We start from the raw sequence: 14,908 nt of genomic DNA, 5'->3' as shown, positions 1-14,908 counted from the left end.
TAATTATACAGTATGGTTATATATTTACTATTGGTTGAAATTCATTTAATTGTATATATATTTAACTGTTTATTTAATGTCGTTATACATACTATTGTCAAATAAAAACAGTTCTAACTATTTTAGTACCATTAAATGAACGCAATAAAAAAAGACCAGCAACTAAATGCTGGTCCATGCTTCAAGAAGTTCTGTCATCAAGCCTCGTGCTTCTGACATCTTTTCTTTGTCTTTATGTAGATTGGCTTGAATCAACTGATTCAAAATAAAAGAATACAGATTTTCCAGTTCACTCGCAATGGCATTTCCCCCGTCTTGGTGATTCAGTGACACCATCAGTTCAGCCACGATATCCTGAGCTTTGATCAAATTGGTATTCACTTTATCGTATTCCTTTTTTTCAACAGCCAGTTCCCCCAAGCGAATAAACTTGATGGCTCCCTCGTAAAGTAAAATAACGAGCTGCTTAGGTGACGCCGTTTCGATCTGATTCTTCTTGTATTGTTTTGCTCCGGATGAATAACCCATAAAATGTTCCTTTCTTACATGTCTCGGTCAATAAACAACGACTTTTCACTGTTCATATAATGATTGACCACATTTGATTTCTGATTCATTTGAGATAATTGCTGCGTTAAATGAATGGATTCATTTTTTAAAGCTGCGTTCAACTGTTTTTGTTTTTCGATTATACTGACCATCGTATCCTGATTATTAAAAGAGAAAAATTTCAGTTCTTCTAAACTCATTTGTTTGTCCAGTTCGCTGATTCTATCCATCGCTTCTTGATTGTGTTCAAGTATAGAACTGGCTTTTTCAATAGCATCTACAGATTCCTGATCCCACTCATTTAATCGTAATAGGATTGAATGAATTTCTTCTTCTTTTAAAAATATAGCTGATTTATGCGTAGAAATCAGAATCTCTCCTGTCTATTAATCTCGTCCCAAACCTAATTGACTATACATCTGGTCAAGTTGTGATTCAGCCATCATCATAGCTGTATCAAGTGCTGTAAACTGTTTGATGTAACGCGCTTTTTTCGCTTCTAATCGGGTTTCAAATTGAGAAATACGATCATTCACATCTTTAATCATTCTATCAAATGTATCGTTCCGTGTCTTTATAATTCCAGAAGAATCTGAGATATATTCATTAACGAATGAACGCATCTCAACTGCGAAACCTTTTTTCTTAGTTGACGCTGGAGTAACTTCACCGTCTTCATCTGTTTTTTTAGGAATAGTGTCAGTCTTAGAAAAGAAATCCGAAACAGCTTGAGGATCATTTTTGATTTTTTCTTCTAATACCTTACGATCAAAACTAGCAGTTCCATCGCGACTTATTTCTACACCCAAATCTTTTAAACCCTGTACTGATGTTCCATTAAAGGATTGTCTTGACATCATCATACGTAAATTGGATTGAAGACGCATCAACGTGCCATCACCAGAAAGCGTGCCCGTTTTGTTACTATCTGCGGATGGATCACCCACGTCCAATTGTGATTTAATATAAGTCTGAGTGGAATTGTACTGATCCACAAATTTTTGAAGCGTATCCACCGCTTTATTCATGTCTTCCGATACCGTAACGATTGTAGCACCAGCACCTTCATGGACATTCGTTAAATTAAAAGTTAATCCTTCAATGACATCACTGATCGTGTTCGTCGGTCTCTCTTCTATTTCTAGACCGTCAATAGTGAATTTTGCATTCTCACCTGCTTTTGATTCGGCATTACTCAGACCTAAACTATCTGTCAATGTACCCTCAACATCGGCTTCTGTCACGGTAATATTCCGTGCACCAAACTCGGAATGAGTCAAAATCAAACGGTTATCGACAATCGATGACCGAATACCTGATTGTTTTGAATGACTATTTATTTTATCACTGACATCACTTAAACTATCCGTTGCTTCAACACTTACCTCAAAATAATCCTCACCATTATTAATGGAAAAAGTCCCACTAAATGTTAGCTCATCATGAATAGATTCAACAGATTCAACTCGAGTACCCGTAAGACGCGTTTGAGTGGCTAGTCGTTCAACCTGAACGCGGTACTCACCTGGTGCAGCCGTTGTTTTAGCCGAAACAGTCATATTCGTATTGTCTGATAATTTTACAGACTTGGAAACATACGTATCAGTTTTTTGTAGATCATCCAAACGTTTATATAATGAATCCAAACGGGTATTCAAATCTTTCCATGCATTTTTAGATTGCGTATACTGCTCTTTTTTTTGAGTAAATTTTACTCCTTTTGAAGATTCAGCTTTAATCAATTGTTCTACAGTACTCATATCAATACCTGAATACGAACCCATTATGCGCATATCACTCATATTATCACTCCGTTCTATCGACAGTAATACCTGACCATTTCCAAATACCTGCAATGACATCAAGCATTTTTTCAGGTGGTATCTCCCGAATCACTTCATTTGTTTCTCTTTCAACTAATTGAACCAGCGTGCGGCCTGTGCCTTCATGTATACGAAACGTTAATTACGCATTCACACGTTGCATCGCTGCCGTTGCTTCCACTGCTGTCTTTTCAAGCTGGTCTTTATTCATTTCAGACTCTAGTCTGTCAGAAGACGTATCAATGGCTTCAACCGGTTTTACGTCACGTTCCTCTGAAAAGAATACCGTATTTTTATTGGAATGTAAAACCCGGTCAATCGTTCGAATCGCATCGACAGAAGTCACACGCTGGCTCATAATCCTATCTCCTTTTTAAAGAAACTAAATTAAAGAAAACCTTTTATTCTATGTAAGACAAAACCGAAGCAGTAAAGGACTGCTTCGATTCTATAATATTTTCAATTCTTATGTTTAGGTTATTATCCCAATAATTGTAGAACGCCTTGAGGCATTTGGTTAGCTTGAGCCAACATAGCCGTTGAAGCTTGAGAAAGGATGTTAGATTTAGTAAAGCTCATCATTTCTTCAGCCATGTCAACGTCACGAATACGTGAGTTAGCTTCTGAAAGGTTTTCTTTAGTTGTAGCTAAGTTAGAAACTGTGTGATCCAAACGGTTTTGGACTGCTCCTAAGTCAGCACGTTGGCTAGAGACTGAGGAAATAGCAGTATCTAATTTGCCTAATATTTCATCAGTGTTACCTTCTACAACATCAATATCTGAAATTCCTAATCCTTTTGTGCTCATATCTTTGATATCAACACTAATTTTTTCTCCTGCATTAGCTCCAATTTGGAATGTGAAAGAAGTTCCTTTTTCAGCTGCAACAGCATCTTTCCCAACATGTACGGTGATATCATCGATATCTCCAGCTTCAGCAGATCCTGAATTATAGGCTTCTAATAATACTGTTTTTTCTGCATTGCTTGCAGCATCAAATTTATCAAGAATAGAAGTTTGATCTGCAGCTAAATCATCAGCTGCTGTACCTGTAGCTGATGGTGTTATTTTATCTGCAGTTTCTGCAGTACTATTATAAGCAGTGATCATAGCCGCTACACCATCTGCATCTGTTATATGAGTAGCTGCTAAAGCAGTTGCTGGAACAACAGCATCAATACCAGCTTTTAGTTCAGTATCTCCATTTAGAAGTCCTTGTGTATTGAATTCAGTATCACTAGATACACGCGTAATTTCAGCACTTAAAGAATCAATTTCTCCTTGGATCGCTTTTTTATCATCTACAGTATTAGTGCCATTACCTGCTTGAACAGTCAAGTCACGCATACGATTTAACATACTGTGAGTTTCTGTTAAAGCTCCTTCAGCTGTTTGGATCAATGAAATACCATCTTGTGCATTACGTGAAGCCTGAGTCATACCTGAAATCTGATTTTTCATTTTTTCTGAGATGGATAAACCTGCTGCGTCGTCTCCGGCTTTGTTGATGCGTAGTCCGGATGATAATTTAGCTAATGAACCGCTTTTTGAAGCGTTAGCTGAAGTAAGGTTAGAGTAAGTGTTCATTGCTGCTGTATTTGTATTAATTCTCATGATATTGTTTCCTCCAATAATTTATATTATTTTTAAGGCTGTCTTGCCTTCTACTCTTAATATCGGCAAGAGCCATACTTAGTTAAGTGCAATTAATACTTTATTTTAAAATAATTCAAAATAAAAATGATAGAAGACATTTAGTCTCCTACCATTAAAAAATGGTTGTACAATAAAGGACGTTGGTGAGAGATTCTCACTAACGTCCTTTATTTGATTATATTAGAAAACAAGTGAGTTCTCCTGTAGAATAATAGTCGACGAAAACATCACCTAAGGAGGAACTCACTTGCCTACTTCAAATGATATGCAAAAAGTGTTAGATATTCAAGATAAAAATATAATTTTTAAAGATAATTGTGTCACCTACGGTGTTTTTAAGGACAGAAAATGTAAATTTATCGATTGTACTTTAAGTTATACACCTATGGAATGCAAGAAATGTCAAATACCGAATCATGATTATACTATCTACAAAAATGGAACCCAAACATCTCGTGTTACGTTCCCCATGAGTGAGATTACACCCACCTTTCTAAGAATAAAAAAACAGCGATTCATGTGTAAAGCGTGCAAAGAAACGTTCACTGCGCAAACGCCTTTAGTTAATAACAACTGCTTTATTTCCACTTACATAAAAGCCCATATTATAACTAAATCAGCTGATGCCTGTTCGATTAAAGACATCGCAAAAGAGACTAACGTCTCCGAAGCAACTGTCCAGCGGGTCATCACTAAAGAAGCGAAGCGTTATCGTCCGTACTATCAGAGTTTACCCAAGCATATGTCTTTCGACGAATTCAAATACGCCAGTGGGCGGATGGCTTTTGAGTACATCAATGCCCAGACGGGAGATATTCTTGATATCCTTCCAGCTAAAGATAGTCGGTTTGTCAAAAAACACTTCACTTCAAATTACAGTTTAAGACAGAGAGAACGGGTGGAAACCGTAACGGTCGATATGAATGCGAGTTATGTTAGCTTTATTCCAGATTTGTTTCCAAAAGCACATATCATTATTGATCGGTTCCATATCGTGCAGTTAGTTAACCAGTCGATGAATAGAACGAGAGTAAAAGTAATGAATCAGTTCAACACCTCTAATGGAGAAGACCTGAAAAAATACCGTCGCTTGAAACATTATTGGAAAAAAATGCTCAAGAAAGAAAGAAAGCGAGTTATCTTATACGACATATAAATATTATAAACTATTCGGTCAGCGACTAGAACCTGCCATCGTCTCTGAAATGTTGGCATACGATGAAGAGTTAGAGACAACTTATAGGGTATATCAATCGATTATAAATGCAGTGGAAGAAAATGATCACAAGTGTCTGGAATCCATTGTGACTCAGTCCTATTCATCAGAACTGTCCTCTTACATGAAAACCAGTTTAAAAACATTAAGAAAGCATCTTAAATTGATTAACAACACCTTCAACTATCCTTACAACAACGGTAGAATCGAAGGTATAAACAACAAGATAAAGGTTCTCAATCGTGTAGCCTACGGTTATCGCAATTTTATTAACTATAAAAACCGAATTATTCTTCACTTTAACCTGAAACCGACCAAAGCTAAAGTAAATAAAAAGAAAAAAGTGAATACCAAGGCAGCATAGGCTCCCTTTGGTATTCACTCTCAAATTTATTGATTATTATTCTTCACCAACGTTAGTTGACGTAGAACCTAAAAAATCATCTGACGTAATCCATAATATTTGTCTGTAAAATTTTCGTTCCCATACTTAGAGATGCTTGATAAGCGGTCATCTCCATCGTGTAGTTCATATAGGTTTCGGCTAAGTCGATGTCTTGGTTAGTTGAAAGTGATGTTTCAAGATTTAAGTATTCAGAATCATTGCGATTAAGCGCTGCGGTGAGACGATTCTGAATAGCACCTATATCAGTTCTTTTGTTTACAGTATTATCGATTTGTGATTCGATACGTCCCAGTAAATTGCCTAAGTCTCCAACATTATCAGAATCTAATGCGGTGAAGATGTCATTAAACAAGTCCCCAATATTTCCAGTTCCATCTTTTAAATTAAATAGGCCCGATCCATCTGTCTTTAATTCTACACTAACACCTCTGGCAATTTCCTTGGAAAGGTTATCGTTACCTGTTTTAGACCCATTATACTCTAGGCTGAACGCTCCGTAATCCTTATTCACAGTAAAAGGTTTGGTCGTACTATTTTGTCCTGCAAAGACATAACGTCCACCAAAATTCGTATTGAGTGAGTCCATCATTGTTTCGACTTCATTTTGGATCTCTGTTTTGATTGCTTGTCTATCCTGGGTATTATAAGTACCGTTTGCTGCCTGCTGCGTTAGAGTATGAATCAGTTGTAATGAATTTGTCGCATTGGCCAGTGCAGAATCTTGTACGTTCGTAAAATCAATGGCATCATTGATTGTATTTTTATACTGTTTGTTTTGTTTGATTTCATTTTTCAGATCCATGATTTTTGAAACTTTCAATGGATCATCACTGGGACGGCTGACTTGTTTTAGTGATGACAACTGTTCCTGGTATTTATAGACATTGTTCATATTGTTATTTAAGTTGGATAGAAAGTTTTGAGACATTAAAGAATTTGTAATTCTCATTTATTACACCCCAGTTCGGTTGATTAGTGTGTCAAGCATTTCAGATATCGTTTGCAACACACGTGAGTTTGCTTGGAAAGCACTTGAGTATTTGATCATATCGACCACTTCTTCATTGATATCGACACCAGAAATTGATTCTCGACGTTGAGTTAAAAGAGACATCAGTCCATTTTGTGTTTTAAGAATGTTATCTTCCTGCTGTTTCACGATACCGATACCTGTCACCATGCTGTTATATTTACCAAAAAGTGTATTCCCAGTTGGGCTACTATTAAAGCTCATATTGTCTTCGTTGTATTCCCAATCACCGTTATCAGAAGCCAGATTTTTATATTGAAGCGTCGCAATCGCCTGAGCACGGCTTCCATCTCCAGAAACTGCATTGCTTGAATCTTTACCAGAAATAATTAAATCCGGATTCTTTTTGATTGCTTGAGATACAGTTAGGTTTTTTGCAGGGTTATCTGAATCAACGCCCGCGAAGAAGTTAAATCCATCTTCACCGCCACCATGAATAGCGTTGACTGCTTTACCAAATGATCCAGCAAAGTCATTTAAATCCTTTTGACTATCACTAATCACTTCCAACCCATCTTGAGTGCCTTTCATTTTACCACTTTCAGGTGTAACGATTTCATTGCCAATAATAATTGTTCCAGGTTCTGTCGAAAGGTCGGTCGTTTCTCCATTAGAGAAAATTCCTTTTCCGTCCACGCTTCCCATAACAACAGTCAGTTCTTTTCTAGAATTACTATCTAAGATCGTTTGTCCTCCGATTTCAACAGAAACACGGTTAAACTTATCACGTTCGACTGAGATATCGATTTTACCTGCTAGATTTGAAAGTAACTGGTCCTGCGTGTCAAGCAAATCATTTGGTGTAAACCCGCGGACTGAAGCCTGCCAGATTTGTTCATTTAATTTTTCAAGTTGTTTTAAATCGGAATTGGCATCTAATGCCGTTTTATCTAATTCATTCAGTGTGTTGTTATGTAATTTTTCCATTGAATTCGCCATGTGATGAATTGTGTCGGTAAATGTTTCTGTCGTTTGAACAAGCATGGTACGTGCGGACGCTTGTTCTGGGTTAGATGCTAAGTATGTCCAGGCATTAAAGACTTCAGATATTTGATTGGATAACCCAGTATCTGACGGCTCATTAAACACAGCTTCCAGTTCACCGATAGTATCAGATAAAGCTTGATGTCCTTTAGTTGTCGAATTGGCATCTCTTAACTGAGTAGTGATATACGTATCGTGAACACGATTGATGCCGTCTACACGGACACCCGTCCCGATTTGACCAATTCCAGGAATACTGGTTGACAGATCTGCCTGCATTGTCACACGTTGACGCGTGTACCCTATTGTATTCGCATTAGCGACGTTATGTCCAATGGTCTGTAAAGCCGTCTGCTGGGCATTTAACCCTTTAGTTGCTGTGTTTAACGTTCCGAATAATCCAGTCATGTGTTTACTCCCTTAAAGTGATTGATCTAGTAACGTACTTTTCTTGGAATCGTCGTACGTTCCTTTTTTAGAATACGTTTTATTCTGATTGGCAGCTTTTTTAATATAATTCAACATCGTTTCAGTAAACTGTATCGATTGTTCCGTTAATACGAGATTCGTTTCCTGTAAGTTTTTGATTTCACGAGAAAGAACGTCGAGCTTTGTCATCTCAACGTCCTCTTGATCAAACGTAGCCAAATATAACATGATATCTTCTTTTTCTTGAATGATTTCGCCTAACTTGGCTCCCTGATTAGCAATCAGCACTTCTTTTTCTCTCAATAACAATGCTTTCAACTTTTCCATTTCGGCTAACACTTGATTTGTTTTAGTCATTACTTCTTATAGCCCCTTTTGATCTTGTAAAGCCTTCACTAATCCCTCAGAAATCTTCTCTGGATCAACGTGATAGTCTCCATTTTGGATGGCTTGCTTGATCGAATCCACGCGTTCTGAAAAAGCAGCTTTATCTGCATCAAGCAATGCTTGAGCTTCTTTAGAAATATTTACTTGAACAGCTTCTTTAGAACTGGATTTACTGATTTCTTTATTCACATCTTTATTTACTTGTTTAGCATTACTGATTGATGACACAACATTATTATATTTATTGATTTTCATAACTTGCACTCTCCTCAAGAGATTTTTACTGTTTAATAGACTAGTTATATATATTGAATGATCCTTACACTTACTATCGGAAATCTTTCTGAATAATTAAGACCTATTTATCCGATTAACAAACTAGCATAAGTATAAACAAAACTGAATAACAAATAAAGCCCCTTTGAAAGTATAAAATATGAACACTACACTTAAATTTATGGAGTGAAAACACAATGACATCTAATTTACAGGAAAAGTAACTTTAGATTTCTGAGTATAAAAGACCAAATGGTTGCTTAAACACCTAGATATTAAGTAGCACGTTTTTATTTCAATAGCCGTGACGCAGGTGGGAAAAGTGATATTAACTAGAATTCATATAATCAATGTATCACAGGTTATTATGATAACCACTTTACCAGCGTGCCCGAAAACCCACTCCGACAGCTCTTTCGTCGGAGTTAGTTGAGGCCGCCCACCGCAAGCATCGGCTATTAAAATAAAAACCGAAGGTTTGCATCTCATAATCTTTAAATCCCTAAATCTCTTAGTTTCTTGATTTTTTTAATCTCTTGATCTATTATTTTAAACAAAATAAAAAGCAGAGATTTCTCTCTGCTTTTTCCATTCTATTTTAAATGTCTCACGCGTTGTTCCTTGCTCAAAATATTTGTAATACGTATACCAAAGCTCTCGTTGATGACAACGACTTCGCCTTCAGCAATCAGCTTGCCATTCACATAAATCTCAAGCGGTTCATCCGTCATCTTATCAAGCTCCACGACAGACCCCGTACTCAAGGATAAAATGTCCTTGATCGTCTTGCGGCTCTTGCCAAGGACGACACTAAAATCAAGCGGCACATCCATGATCAAGTCCAAGTTACGCGGTGACCCTTTTGTATCGTTGCGAGGAAGATCTTGAAACTTAGGTTTTTGGATAGATACAGACTCAGCTTCTTTTTCAGCTTGCACTTGCGGTTTAGGCTCTTTTACCTTTTGAACCACAATACTATCTCGTCCATCCAACACTTCAGCCTTGTCACCCAGCATGATCTCAGAAATTTCAATCACTGTATCAATGGGTAATATCTGCATGATTTCACTGTCAAGCAAACCTTCCACACTCATTTTAAAAGACGTCGTACAAACGACATCCGAACTATTAGGCATAGCTTGCTCTGCTTCTTCAGCTGATTCCCATATTCTTACATCAGGAGGTAAAATATCGACACGTCGATCAAACATCGTTGCCATCGCTGTCGAGGCTGAACCGATCATCTGATTCATCGCTTCTGAGACGGCACTTAATTCCAATTCTGTAAATTCTTTATCTTCTAAATTTGTTCCATCATTTCCCATCATTAAATCTGCAATGATGATGGCATCATCAACATCGATCATCAATATATTTTTGCCCACTAGTCCCTCTTTAAATTCAATTGTCGTAACAACTTTAGGAGTTTCGTATTCTTCAATAATCTCTTTGATTGTGACACCTTTGACTCTAGGTGTCGTAATACTCACTTTTCGATTCAATAATGTGGAAAGAGTAGTTGCGGCCTGAGACATGGAAATGTTTCCGACTTCTCCGATTATATCTTTGATATCCTGACTCAATGGATCTTCGCTAGCTTCAGGTTCTTTGACCATCGTAGCCGTTCCATTAAGCAGCGCATCAATCTCTGCTTGCGTCATCTGTTCACTCATCGTCACTCTCTCCTCCCGTAAATTTTAAAATTTCTACTGCCAGTTTATTTTCAATCTGGCCAGGTTTTACTTTGAAATAAGGTTTATTTTCAACATACATCGTTAAAGGCCTGGATGTCTTATAATCCAATTGAATTATATCCCCTTCTTCCATTCCCAAGAAGTCTGCCACATTCATTTGAGATTTCCCCAAAAGCACTTCAACGTCGACCGGTACTTTATCAAGACTTGAAACCAGGTGCCCACGTTCAGATGCATCAAATTCTTTCCCTGAATGGAACCAGTTTTTAAAGCTCAATTTGTCTAATATATCTTCAAAGAATATGTAAGGGATGCACAAATTTATATAGGTCCGTTGACTTTCCAGCACTACCGAAAGGGTCACTAAAACGACCGGTTCATTTGGTGACATGGTCTGCAATAATTGTGGCTTGGTTTCAGTATCTTCTAAGATTACATCGATTTCCTTAATGTCTTTCCAGGCTAGTTCAAAAGAGTGTAAAAGCGAGCGCATGACGTCTTCTAATATAGCCATTTCTATATCTGTGAAAGTCGCTTTATCTGCCAGCACCTCTTCAGTTGATATGTCCGTATAACCGCAGAGTAGTTCGATTATCTGTAAACTAAACTGTGGGTTTATTTCCATTATTTGCAATCCCTTTAAAGGGTTGCTTTGAAACACGCCCATCAAAGTGAAACTTGGTACAGAATGCACAAATTCATCAAAGGATACCTGCTCGATTGCAGCTATTTTCGCTTCAACGGGTCTTCTCAGTTGTGTTGACAATAAGTTGGAGGCCAGTTTAGAAAAATCTTCAAACACCATTGTGATGGTGGAAAGATATTCCTTGGATAAACGTACAGGACGTCTGAAATCATACGGTTTGACTTTCGGAGAAATACTTTCCTGTTTTTTCTCTTCCGCATCGATTTCTCCGCTATCCATGGCAACCAACAACGCGTCGATTTCTTGTTGTGTTAAGACTTGTTGGCTCAAGACACTTCCTCTTTCTCAATTAAAATAGATTCTAGTTCAATAATACTTACCATCTCATTGTATGCAAAAACGTATCCAGAAACAAGCATATTCATTTCTTCGTTCATCATTTGAATCTGATCCGTATCGATATCCGTTACTCCGATAACTTTTCCGACCATAAATGCAACAGGATTGTCTTCTCTATTCACAATGATTGTATTATTGTACCATATATTTTTGGAAGTGCTAGAACCATTCAGCACTATTTCAAGGTCTATAAGCGTCATGATTTGCCCGCGTAAGTTGACTAAACCTTTAGTCCAAGAAGGTCCTTGGGGGATGACAGTTTCTTTCAAAGTAGTGGTGATTTCTTCTATATTCTCTGTTTCAAAGCCATAAAAATGCTCTTTTAATTTAAATACGATTAGCTGCATACTTGATTCCCCCTTGGTTTATATTGGTACGCTCTATATTGTGACGATTTTTCGAATCTTTCTTTTTAGCGGATTGCTTTGTCCAGTGCTTTGATGACACGCTCTGTATCAAACGGTTTAACAATAAAATCAGTTGCACCAGCACGAATAGCATCCATAACCATTGTTTGCTGGCCCATTGCTGAACACATCAGGACGATAGCATCTTTATCGATTGCTTTGATTTCTGTCAGTGCTTCAACGCCATCTTTTTCGGGCATGGTGATATCCATCGTAACGATATCGGGTTTCACTTCTTTGAATTTCTCAACGGCTTCATTCCCGTTTTGAGCTTCCCCGGCAACTTCATACCCATTCTTTTCTAAAATATCCTTTAATTTGATGCGCATAAATGCAGCGTCATCAACAATCAATACACGTTTACTCATTTTTCTTTTTCCTCCTAATTAAATTCCTAATTCTTGTAATAATGCTTCCAATACTTTTGGCTTCGGTACGAAATACAAGCTGCCTTCAATGATGTGTCCCTCACTATAAAAGTTGTTTTTGATAATCAAAACTTCTTCACTGAACTGGCTCTGCTCCATATAGACACTCGACAAAATCGATCCGAACATATCCATCGTCATCACGGGTACTGAAGCGAATAAAGGCTTATCGATCAACTGCATCACTGCCTGCAGAAAGGATTGGACTAGGATATTGCTTAATTCTTTCAAAGCCGAATCCACCAGGTGTTCACTCAATTCCGCATAATCAGGCAGAACCATATGTGCTAAAGCTTCCGCATCTTTCGGATCGATCACAAATAAGAACACACCATATTCTCCGCCAATCAACTTGGACAAGACAACCTTCACTATTGTATCATCTGACTGGATCGTTTCATACACTTTTTCGTAAGGGAGTAGTTGGACCAAGGGAACATCCATCTCTACTTTCTTACCAATCATTTTTGACAAAGCTGTAGCAGCATGCCCGCCTCCGATGTTTACGACTTCCTGCAAAGCGTCATAACGCAGCAGTGACTTATCCTCAGACATAACTGACAACCTTCCTCGTGGTACAAATAGACGTCACATCAAGGATCAAACTGATGCCTCCATCACCTAAAATAGTGGCGCCTAAATATAGCGACAGGTCATTTAGTTCTGTGCCTAATTTTTTGATGACAATTTCTTTTTGATGGATCAACTCGTCGACGATCAAGCCGTAATATTTATCCCCGATCAGCACAACAATTATATGCTGGTTATCAGATGCTTTTTTTGGTATAGCCAACACTTCGTTCACGCGCACCAGAGGAATCGTTTCACCTTTATACTGATACACTTCTTTTTGATGAACGGAAATGCCTTCTTTTTCTTCGAAGTAGTTCACTTTATCAATGACTGCTTGAGGTATCGCAAAGGTTTCCTGTCCGACTTTCACTAAAAGCGACTGAATAATGGAAAGTGTTAATGGCAGTGTAATCCTAAAGGTAGTGCCTTTATCGACTTCACTAAGGGTTTCAATTTTACCGTTTAAGCTCATGATTTTTTCTCTCACGGCATCCATTCCGACCCCCCGTCCAGAAATCCCTGTCACCGTTTCAGCAGTAGAAAATCCAGGATGGAAGATGAGGTTTCTAAGCTGATCATCCGTCATGCCTTCCGTGGAGATACCTTTTTTCTGTGCGCTGGCTTCAAGCGCTCTCGGATCGAGCCCTTTGCCGTCATCGGTTAATGAAATGATCACGCGGTTTCCTTCGGGATAAGCTGAAAGTTTGATGGTTCCTGTTGCCGGTTTACCTTTGGCCATACGTTCTTCTGGTTGTTCGATCCCATGATCTACTGCATTACGCAGTAGATGGATCAGTGGCTCGCCAATTTCAGAAATAACCGTGCGGTCCAGTTCCGTATCTTCGCCTTCAGTCACAAATTGGATATCTTTACCCAGTTCATTGCATAAGTCCCGCATCATCCGTGGGAAACGCTGGACCACGACATTAAAGGGCTGCATGCGTAATTGCAAGACCAAATCTTGCAGTTCTGTCGTGATACGTCCCACTTGTGTCAGTGATTCATTTAAATCTGACAGATTATTTTTTTCTGACATGTCTTCTAACCGGGTTCTATGAATGACCAGTTCCGACACCAAGTTCATAAACTGATCCAAGCGCGTTAAGTCTACTCGGATGGTTTGTTTAGTAGCAACTGGTTTCTTTTTATCCGTCTGCTTTTCATTTCCAGCGGTCTGTTCTTCTATAGCAGAAGAACCATCTGTTAGATCAACTGATTGACTAGATGCCGCCACTTCAGCATAACTCGTTGCTGTAATCGAGACCTCTTCTATCTCACTACAGTCCTCAGTGTGTTCGAGCAATGTTTCTTTATTTTCTTTACTCAAGTAGTAAACGGTAAACGCCTCGTCTAATTCGCCTCGTTCCAGCGCCTCGGCAGTCGGTTTCATCTGAACAAAGTCACCCAATTGTTCAAGTTTACTTATCAAAAGGAATGCACGGGCGGCTTTCATCATGCTGGTCTCTTCTATTCTGACTCCTATGGCGTAAAGCTTGTAGCCACTATTTTCGGCTGACTCAATAGCCACCCCGTCCGCTTCTTCTAGTTCAGGGAAATCAAAGGTTGCTGAGGTTGCTGCAGTTGAGTCGTTTTCTTCAGTCAGCGAGTGTTCACTCGAAGCAACCTTTTCCAAACGACTGACTAGAGAGGAGATATTGACCTTTTCTTCATCTTCCTGTCTTAAATTCTCTACGATTTCGGTCAACGTATCCAGACTTTCAAAGATTAAACTGATCAAATCTGATTCGATCTTCAGTTGACCGCTTTTCACCAGCTCAAATACATTTTCCACCGTGTGTGTCAATTTCGCCATTGTTTCATAACCCATTGTCGCAGCCATGCCTTTTAGGGTATGCGCAGCCCGGAAGATGATGTCGATGATTTGTTTGTCTTCAGGATTTTCTTCCAAACGCAGGACTTCTTGGTTCAATATTGCTAAATTATCATCTGTTTCTTCAAAGAACAGCTCACGGTAAGCACTATTATCTTCCATATTTTTCCTCCT

At 38.3% G+C, this 14,908-nt stretch carries 18 protein-coding genes; 2 read left to right on the top strand and 16 right to left on the bottom strand.

Annotated features, from left to right (window positions below):
• Positions 1 to 162 precede the first annotated feature (162 nt).
• The 6 genes from fliS to AX762_RS05555 all read right to left on the bottom strand — a co-directional run bounded on the left by fliS (position 163) and on the right by AX762_RS05555 (position 3,986).
• Entirely contained in the window at positions 163 to 528 is a 366-nt protein-coding gene (gene fliS, locus AX762_RS05580; RefSeq protein ID WP_071848171.1) for a flagellar export chaperone FliS, read from the bottom strand.
• A 14-nt stretch (positions 529 to 542) separates the two neighbouring features.
• Positions 543 to 779 (bottom strand): hypothetical protein, encoded by a 237-nt coding sequence (locus AX762_RS05575; protein ID WP_071848170.1) that lies wholly within the window; start codon positions 777 to 779, stop codon positions 543 to 545.
• A gap of 156 nt (positions 780 to 935) precedes the next feature.
• A complete protein-coding gene (gene fliD / locus AX762_RS05570) occupies positions 936 to 2,351 on the bottom strand; it encodes a flagellar filament capping protein FliD (protein WP_071848169.1) in 1,416 nt (471 codons plus the stop codon).
• A gap of 4 nt (positions 2,352 to 2,355) precedes the next feature.
• Positions 2,356 to 2,502, bottom strand: coding sequence for a flagellar protein FlaG (locus tag AX762_RS05565; protein ID WP_083432830.1), 147 nt, complete (start codon positions 2,500 to 2,502; stop codon positions 2,356 to 2,358).
• Between the two features lie 12 nt (positions 2,503 to 2,514).
• Positions 2,515 to 2,730 (bottom strand): hypothetical protein, encoded by a 216-nt coding sequence (locus AX762_RS05560; RefSeq protein WP_071848168.1) that lies wholly within the window; start codon positions 2,728 to 2,730, stop codon positions 2,515 to 2,517.
• 122 nt (positions 2,731 to 2,852) lie between these two features.
• Positions 2,853 to 3,986, bottom strand: coding sequence for a flagellin (locus AX762_RS05555; protein WP_071848167.1), 1,134 nt, complete (start codon positions 3,984 to 3,986; stop codon positions 2,853 to 2,855).
• Between the two features lie 289 nt (positions 3,987 to 4,275).
• On the opposite strand from AX762_RS05555, the gene AX762_RS05550 reads away from it, so the two are divergent.
• Both AX762_RS05550 and AX762_RS13305 read left to right on the top strand, forming a co-directional pair.
• Positions 4,276 to 5,184, top strand: a complete 909-nt coding sequence (locus AX762_RS05550; RefSeq protein ID WP_256244460.1) for an ISL3 family transposase — start codon at positions 4,276 to 4,278, stop codon at positions 5,182 to 5,184.
• A gap of 49 nt (positions 5,185 to 5,233) precedes the next feature.
• Positions 5,234 to 5,608 carry a transposase gene (locus tag AX762_RS13305; protein WP_371261632.1) on the top strand — a complete coding sequence of 125 codons (375 nt, stop codon included), beginning with the start codon at positions 5,234 to 5,236 and terminating at the stop codon, positions 5,606 to 5,608.
• A 76-nt stretch (positions 5,609 to 5,684) separates the two neighbouring features.
• On the opposite strand, the gene flgL is transcribed toward AX762_RS13305, so the two are convergent.
• The 10 genes from flgL to AX762_RS05500 form a co-directional block, all read right to left on the bottom strand.
• Positions 5,685 to 6,599, bottom strand: a complete 915-nt coding sequence (gene flgL / locus AX762_RS05545; RefSeq protein WP_071848166.1) for a flagellar hook-associated protein FlgL — start codon at positions 6,597 to 6,599, stop codon at positions 5,685 to 5,687.
• Positions 6,600 to 6,602: 3 nt separating this feature from the next.
• Positions 6,603 to 8,072 carry a flagellar hook-associated protein FlgK gene (gene flgK, locus AX762_RS05540; protein WP_071848165.1) on the bottom strand — a complete coding sequence of 490 codons (1,470 nt, stop codon included), beginning with the start codon at positions 8,070 to 8,072 and terminating at the stop codon, positions 6,603 to 6,605.
• A gap of 12 nt (positions 8,073 to 8,084) precedes the next feature.
• A complete protein-coding gene (flgN, locus tag AX762_RS05535; protein ID WP_071848164.1) occupies positions 8,085 to 8,450 on the bottom strand; it encodes a flagellar export chaperone FlgN in 366 nt (121 codons plus the stop codon).
• 6 nt (positions 8,451 to 8,456) lie between these two features.
• The gene (gene flgM / locus AX762_RS05530; protein WP_071848163.1) at positions 8,457 to 8,735 is read right to left on the bottom strand and encodes a flagellar biosynthesis anti-sigma factor FlgM; all 279 of its coding nucleotides are present in this window, start codon (positions 8,733 to 8,735) and stop codon (positions 8,457 to 8,459) included.
• Positions 8,736 to 9,349: 614 nt separating this feature from the next.
• Positions 9,350 to 10,429: a flagellar motor switch phosphatase FliY gene (fliY, locus tag AX762_RS05525; protein ID WP_071848162.1), complete on the bottom strand. Its 1,080-nt coding sequence runs from the start codon at positions 10,427 to 10,429 to the stop codon at positions 9,350 to 9,352.
• Positions 10,422 to 11,426 carry a flagellar motor switch protein FliM gene (gene fliM / locus AX762_RS05520; RefSeq protein ID WP_256244456.1) on the bottom strand — a complete coding sequence of 335 codons (1,005 nt, stop codon included), beginning with the start codon at positions 11,424 to 11,426 and terminating at the stop codon, positions 10,422 to 10,424. Before fliM ends, fliY begins: the two co-directional genes overlap by 8 nt.
• Positions 11,423 to 11,842, bottom strand: a complete 420-nt coding sequence (locus AX762_RS05515) for a chemotaxis protein CheW (RefSeq protein WP_071848161.1) — start codon at positions 11,840 to 11,842, stop codon at positions 11,423 to 11,425. Before AX762_RS05515 ends, fliM begins: the two co-directional genes overlap by 4 nt.
• Before the next feature lie 65 nt (positions 11,843 to 11,907).
• A complete protein-coding gene (locus AX762_RS05510; RefSeq protein WP_071848160.1) occupies positions 11,908 to 12,270 on the bottom strand; it encodes a response regulator in 363 nt (120 codons plus the stop codon).
• Positions 12,271 to 12,288: 18 nt separating this feature from the next.
• A complete protein-coding gene (locus AX762_RS05505) occupies positions 12,289 to 12,885 on the bottom strand; it encodes a chemotaxis protein CheC (RefSeq protein ID WP_071848159.1) in 597 nt (198 codons plus the stop codon).
• Positions 12,878 to 14,896 carry a chemotaxis protein CheA gene (locus AX762_RS05500; RefSeq protein ID WP_071848158.1) on the bottom strand — a complete coding sequence of 673 codons (2,019 nt, stop codon included), beginning with the start codon at positions 14,894 to 14,896 and terminating at the stop codon, positions 12,878 to 12,880. Before AX762_RS05500 ends, AX762_RS05505 begins: the two co-directional genes overlap by 8 nt.
• Between the last annotated feature and the right edge of the window lie 12 nt (positions 14,897 to 14,908).

Origin of the sequence: Alkalibacterium sp. 20, from assembly GCF_001885615.1 — a bacterium.
Taxonomy (GTDB): domain Bacteria; phylum Bacillota; class Bacilli; order Lactobacillales; family Carnobacteriaceae_A; genus Alkalibacterium.
The sequence above is the reverse complement of the archived record's forward strand: the minus strand, read 5'-3'. Positions and strand labels throughout refer to the sequence as shown.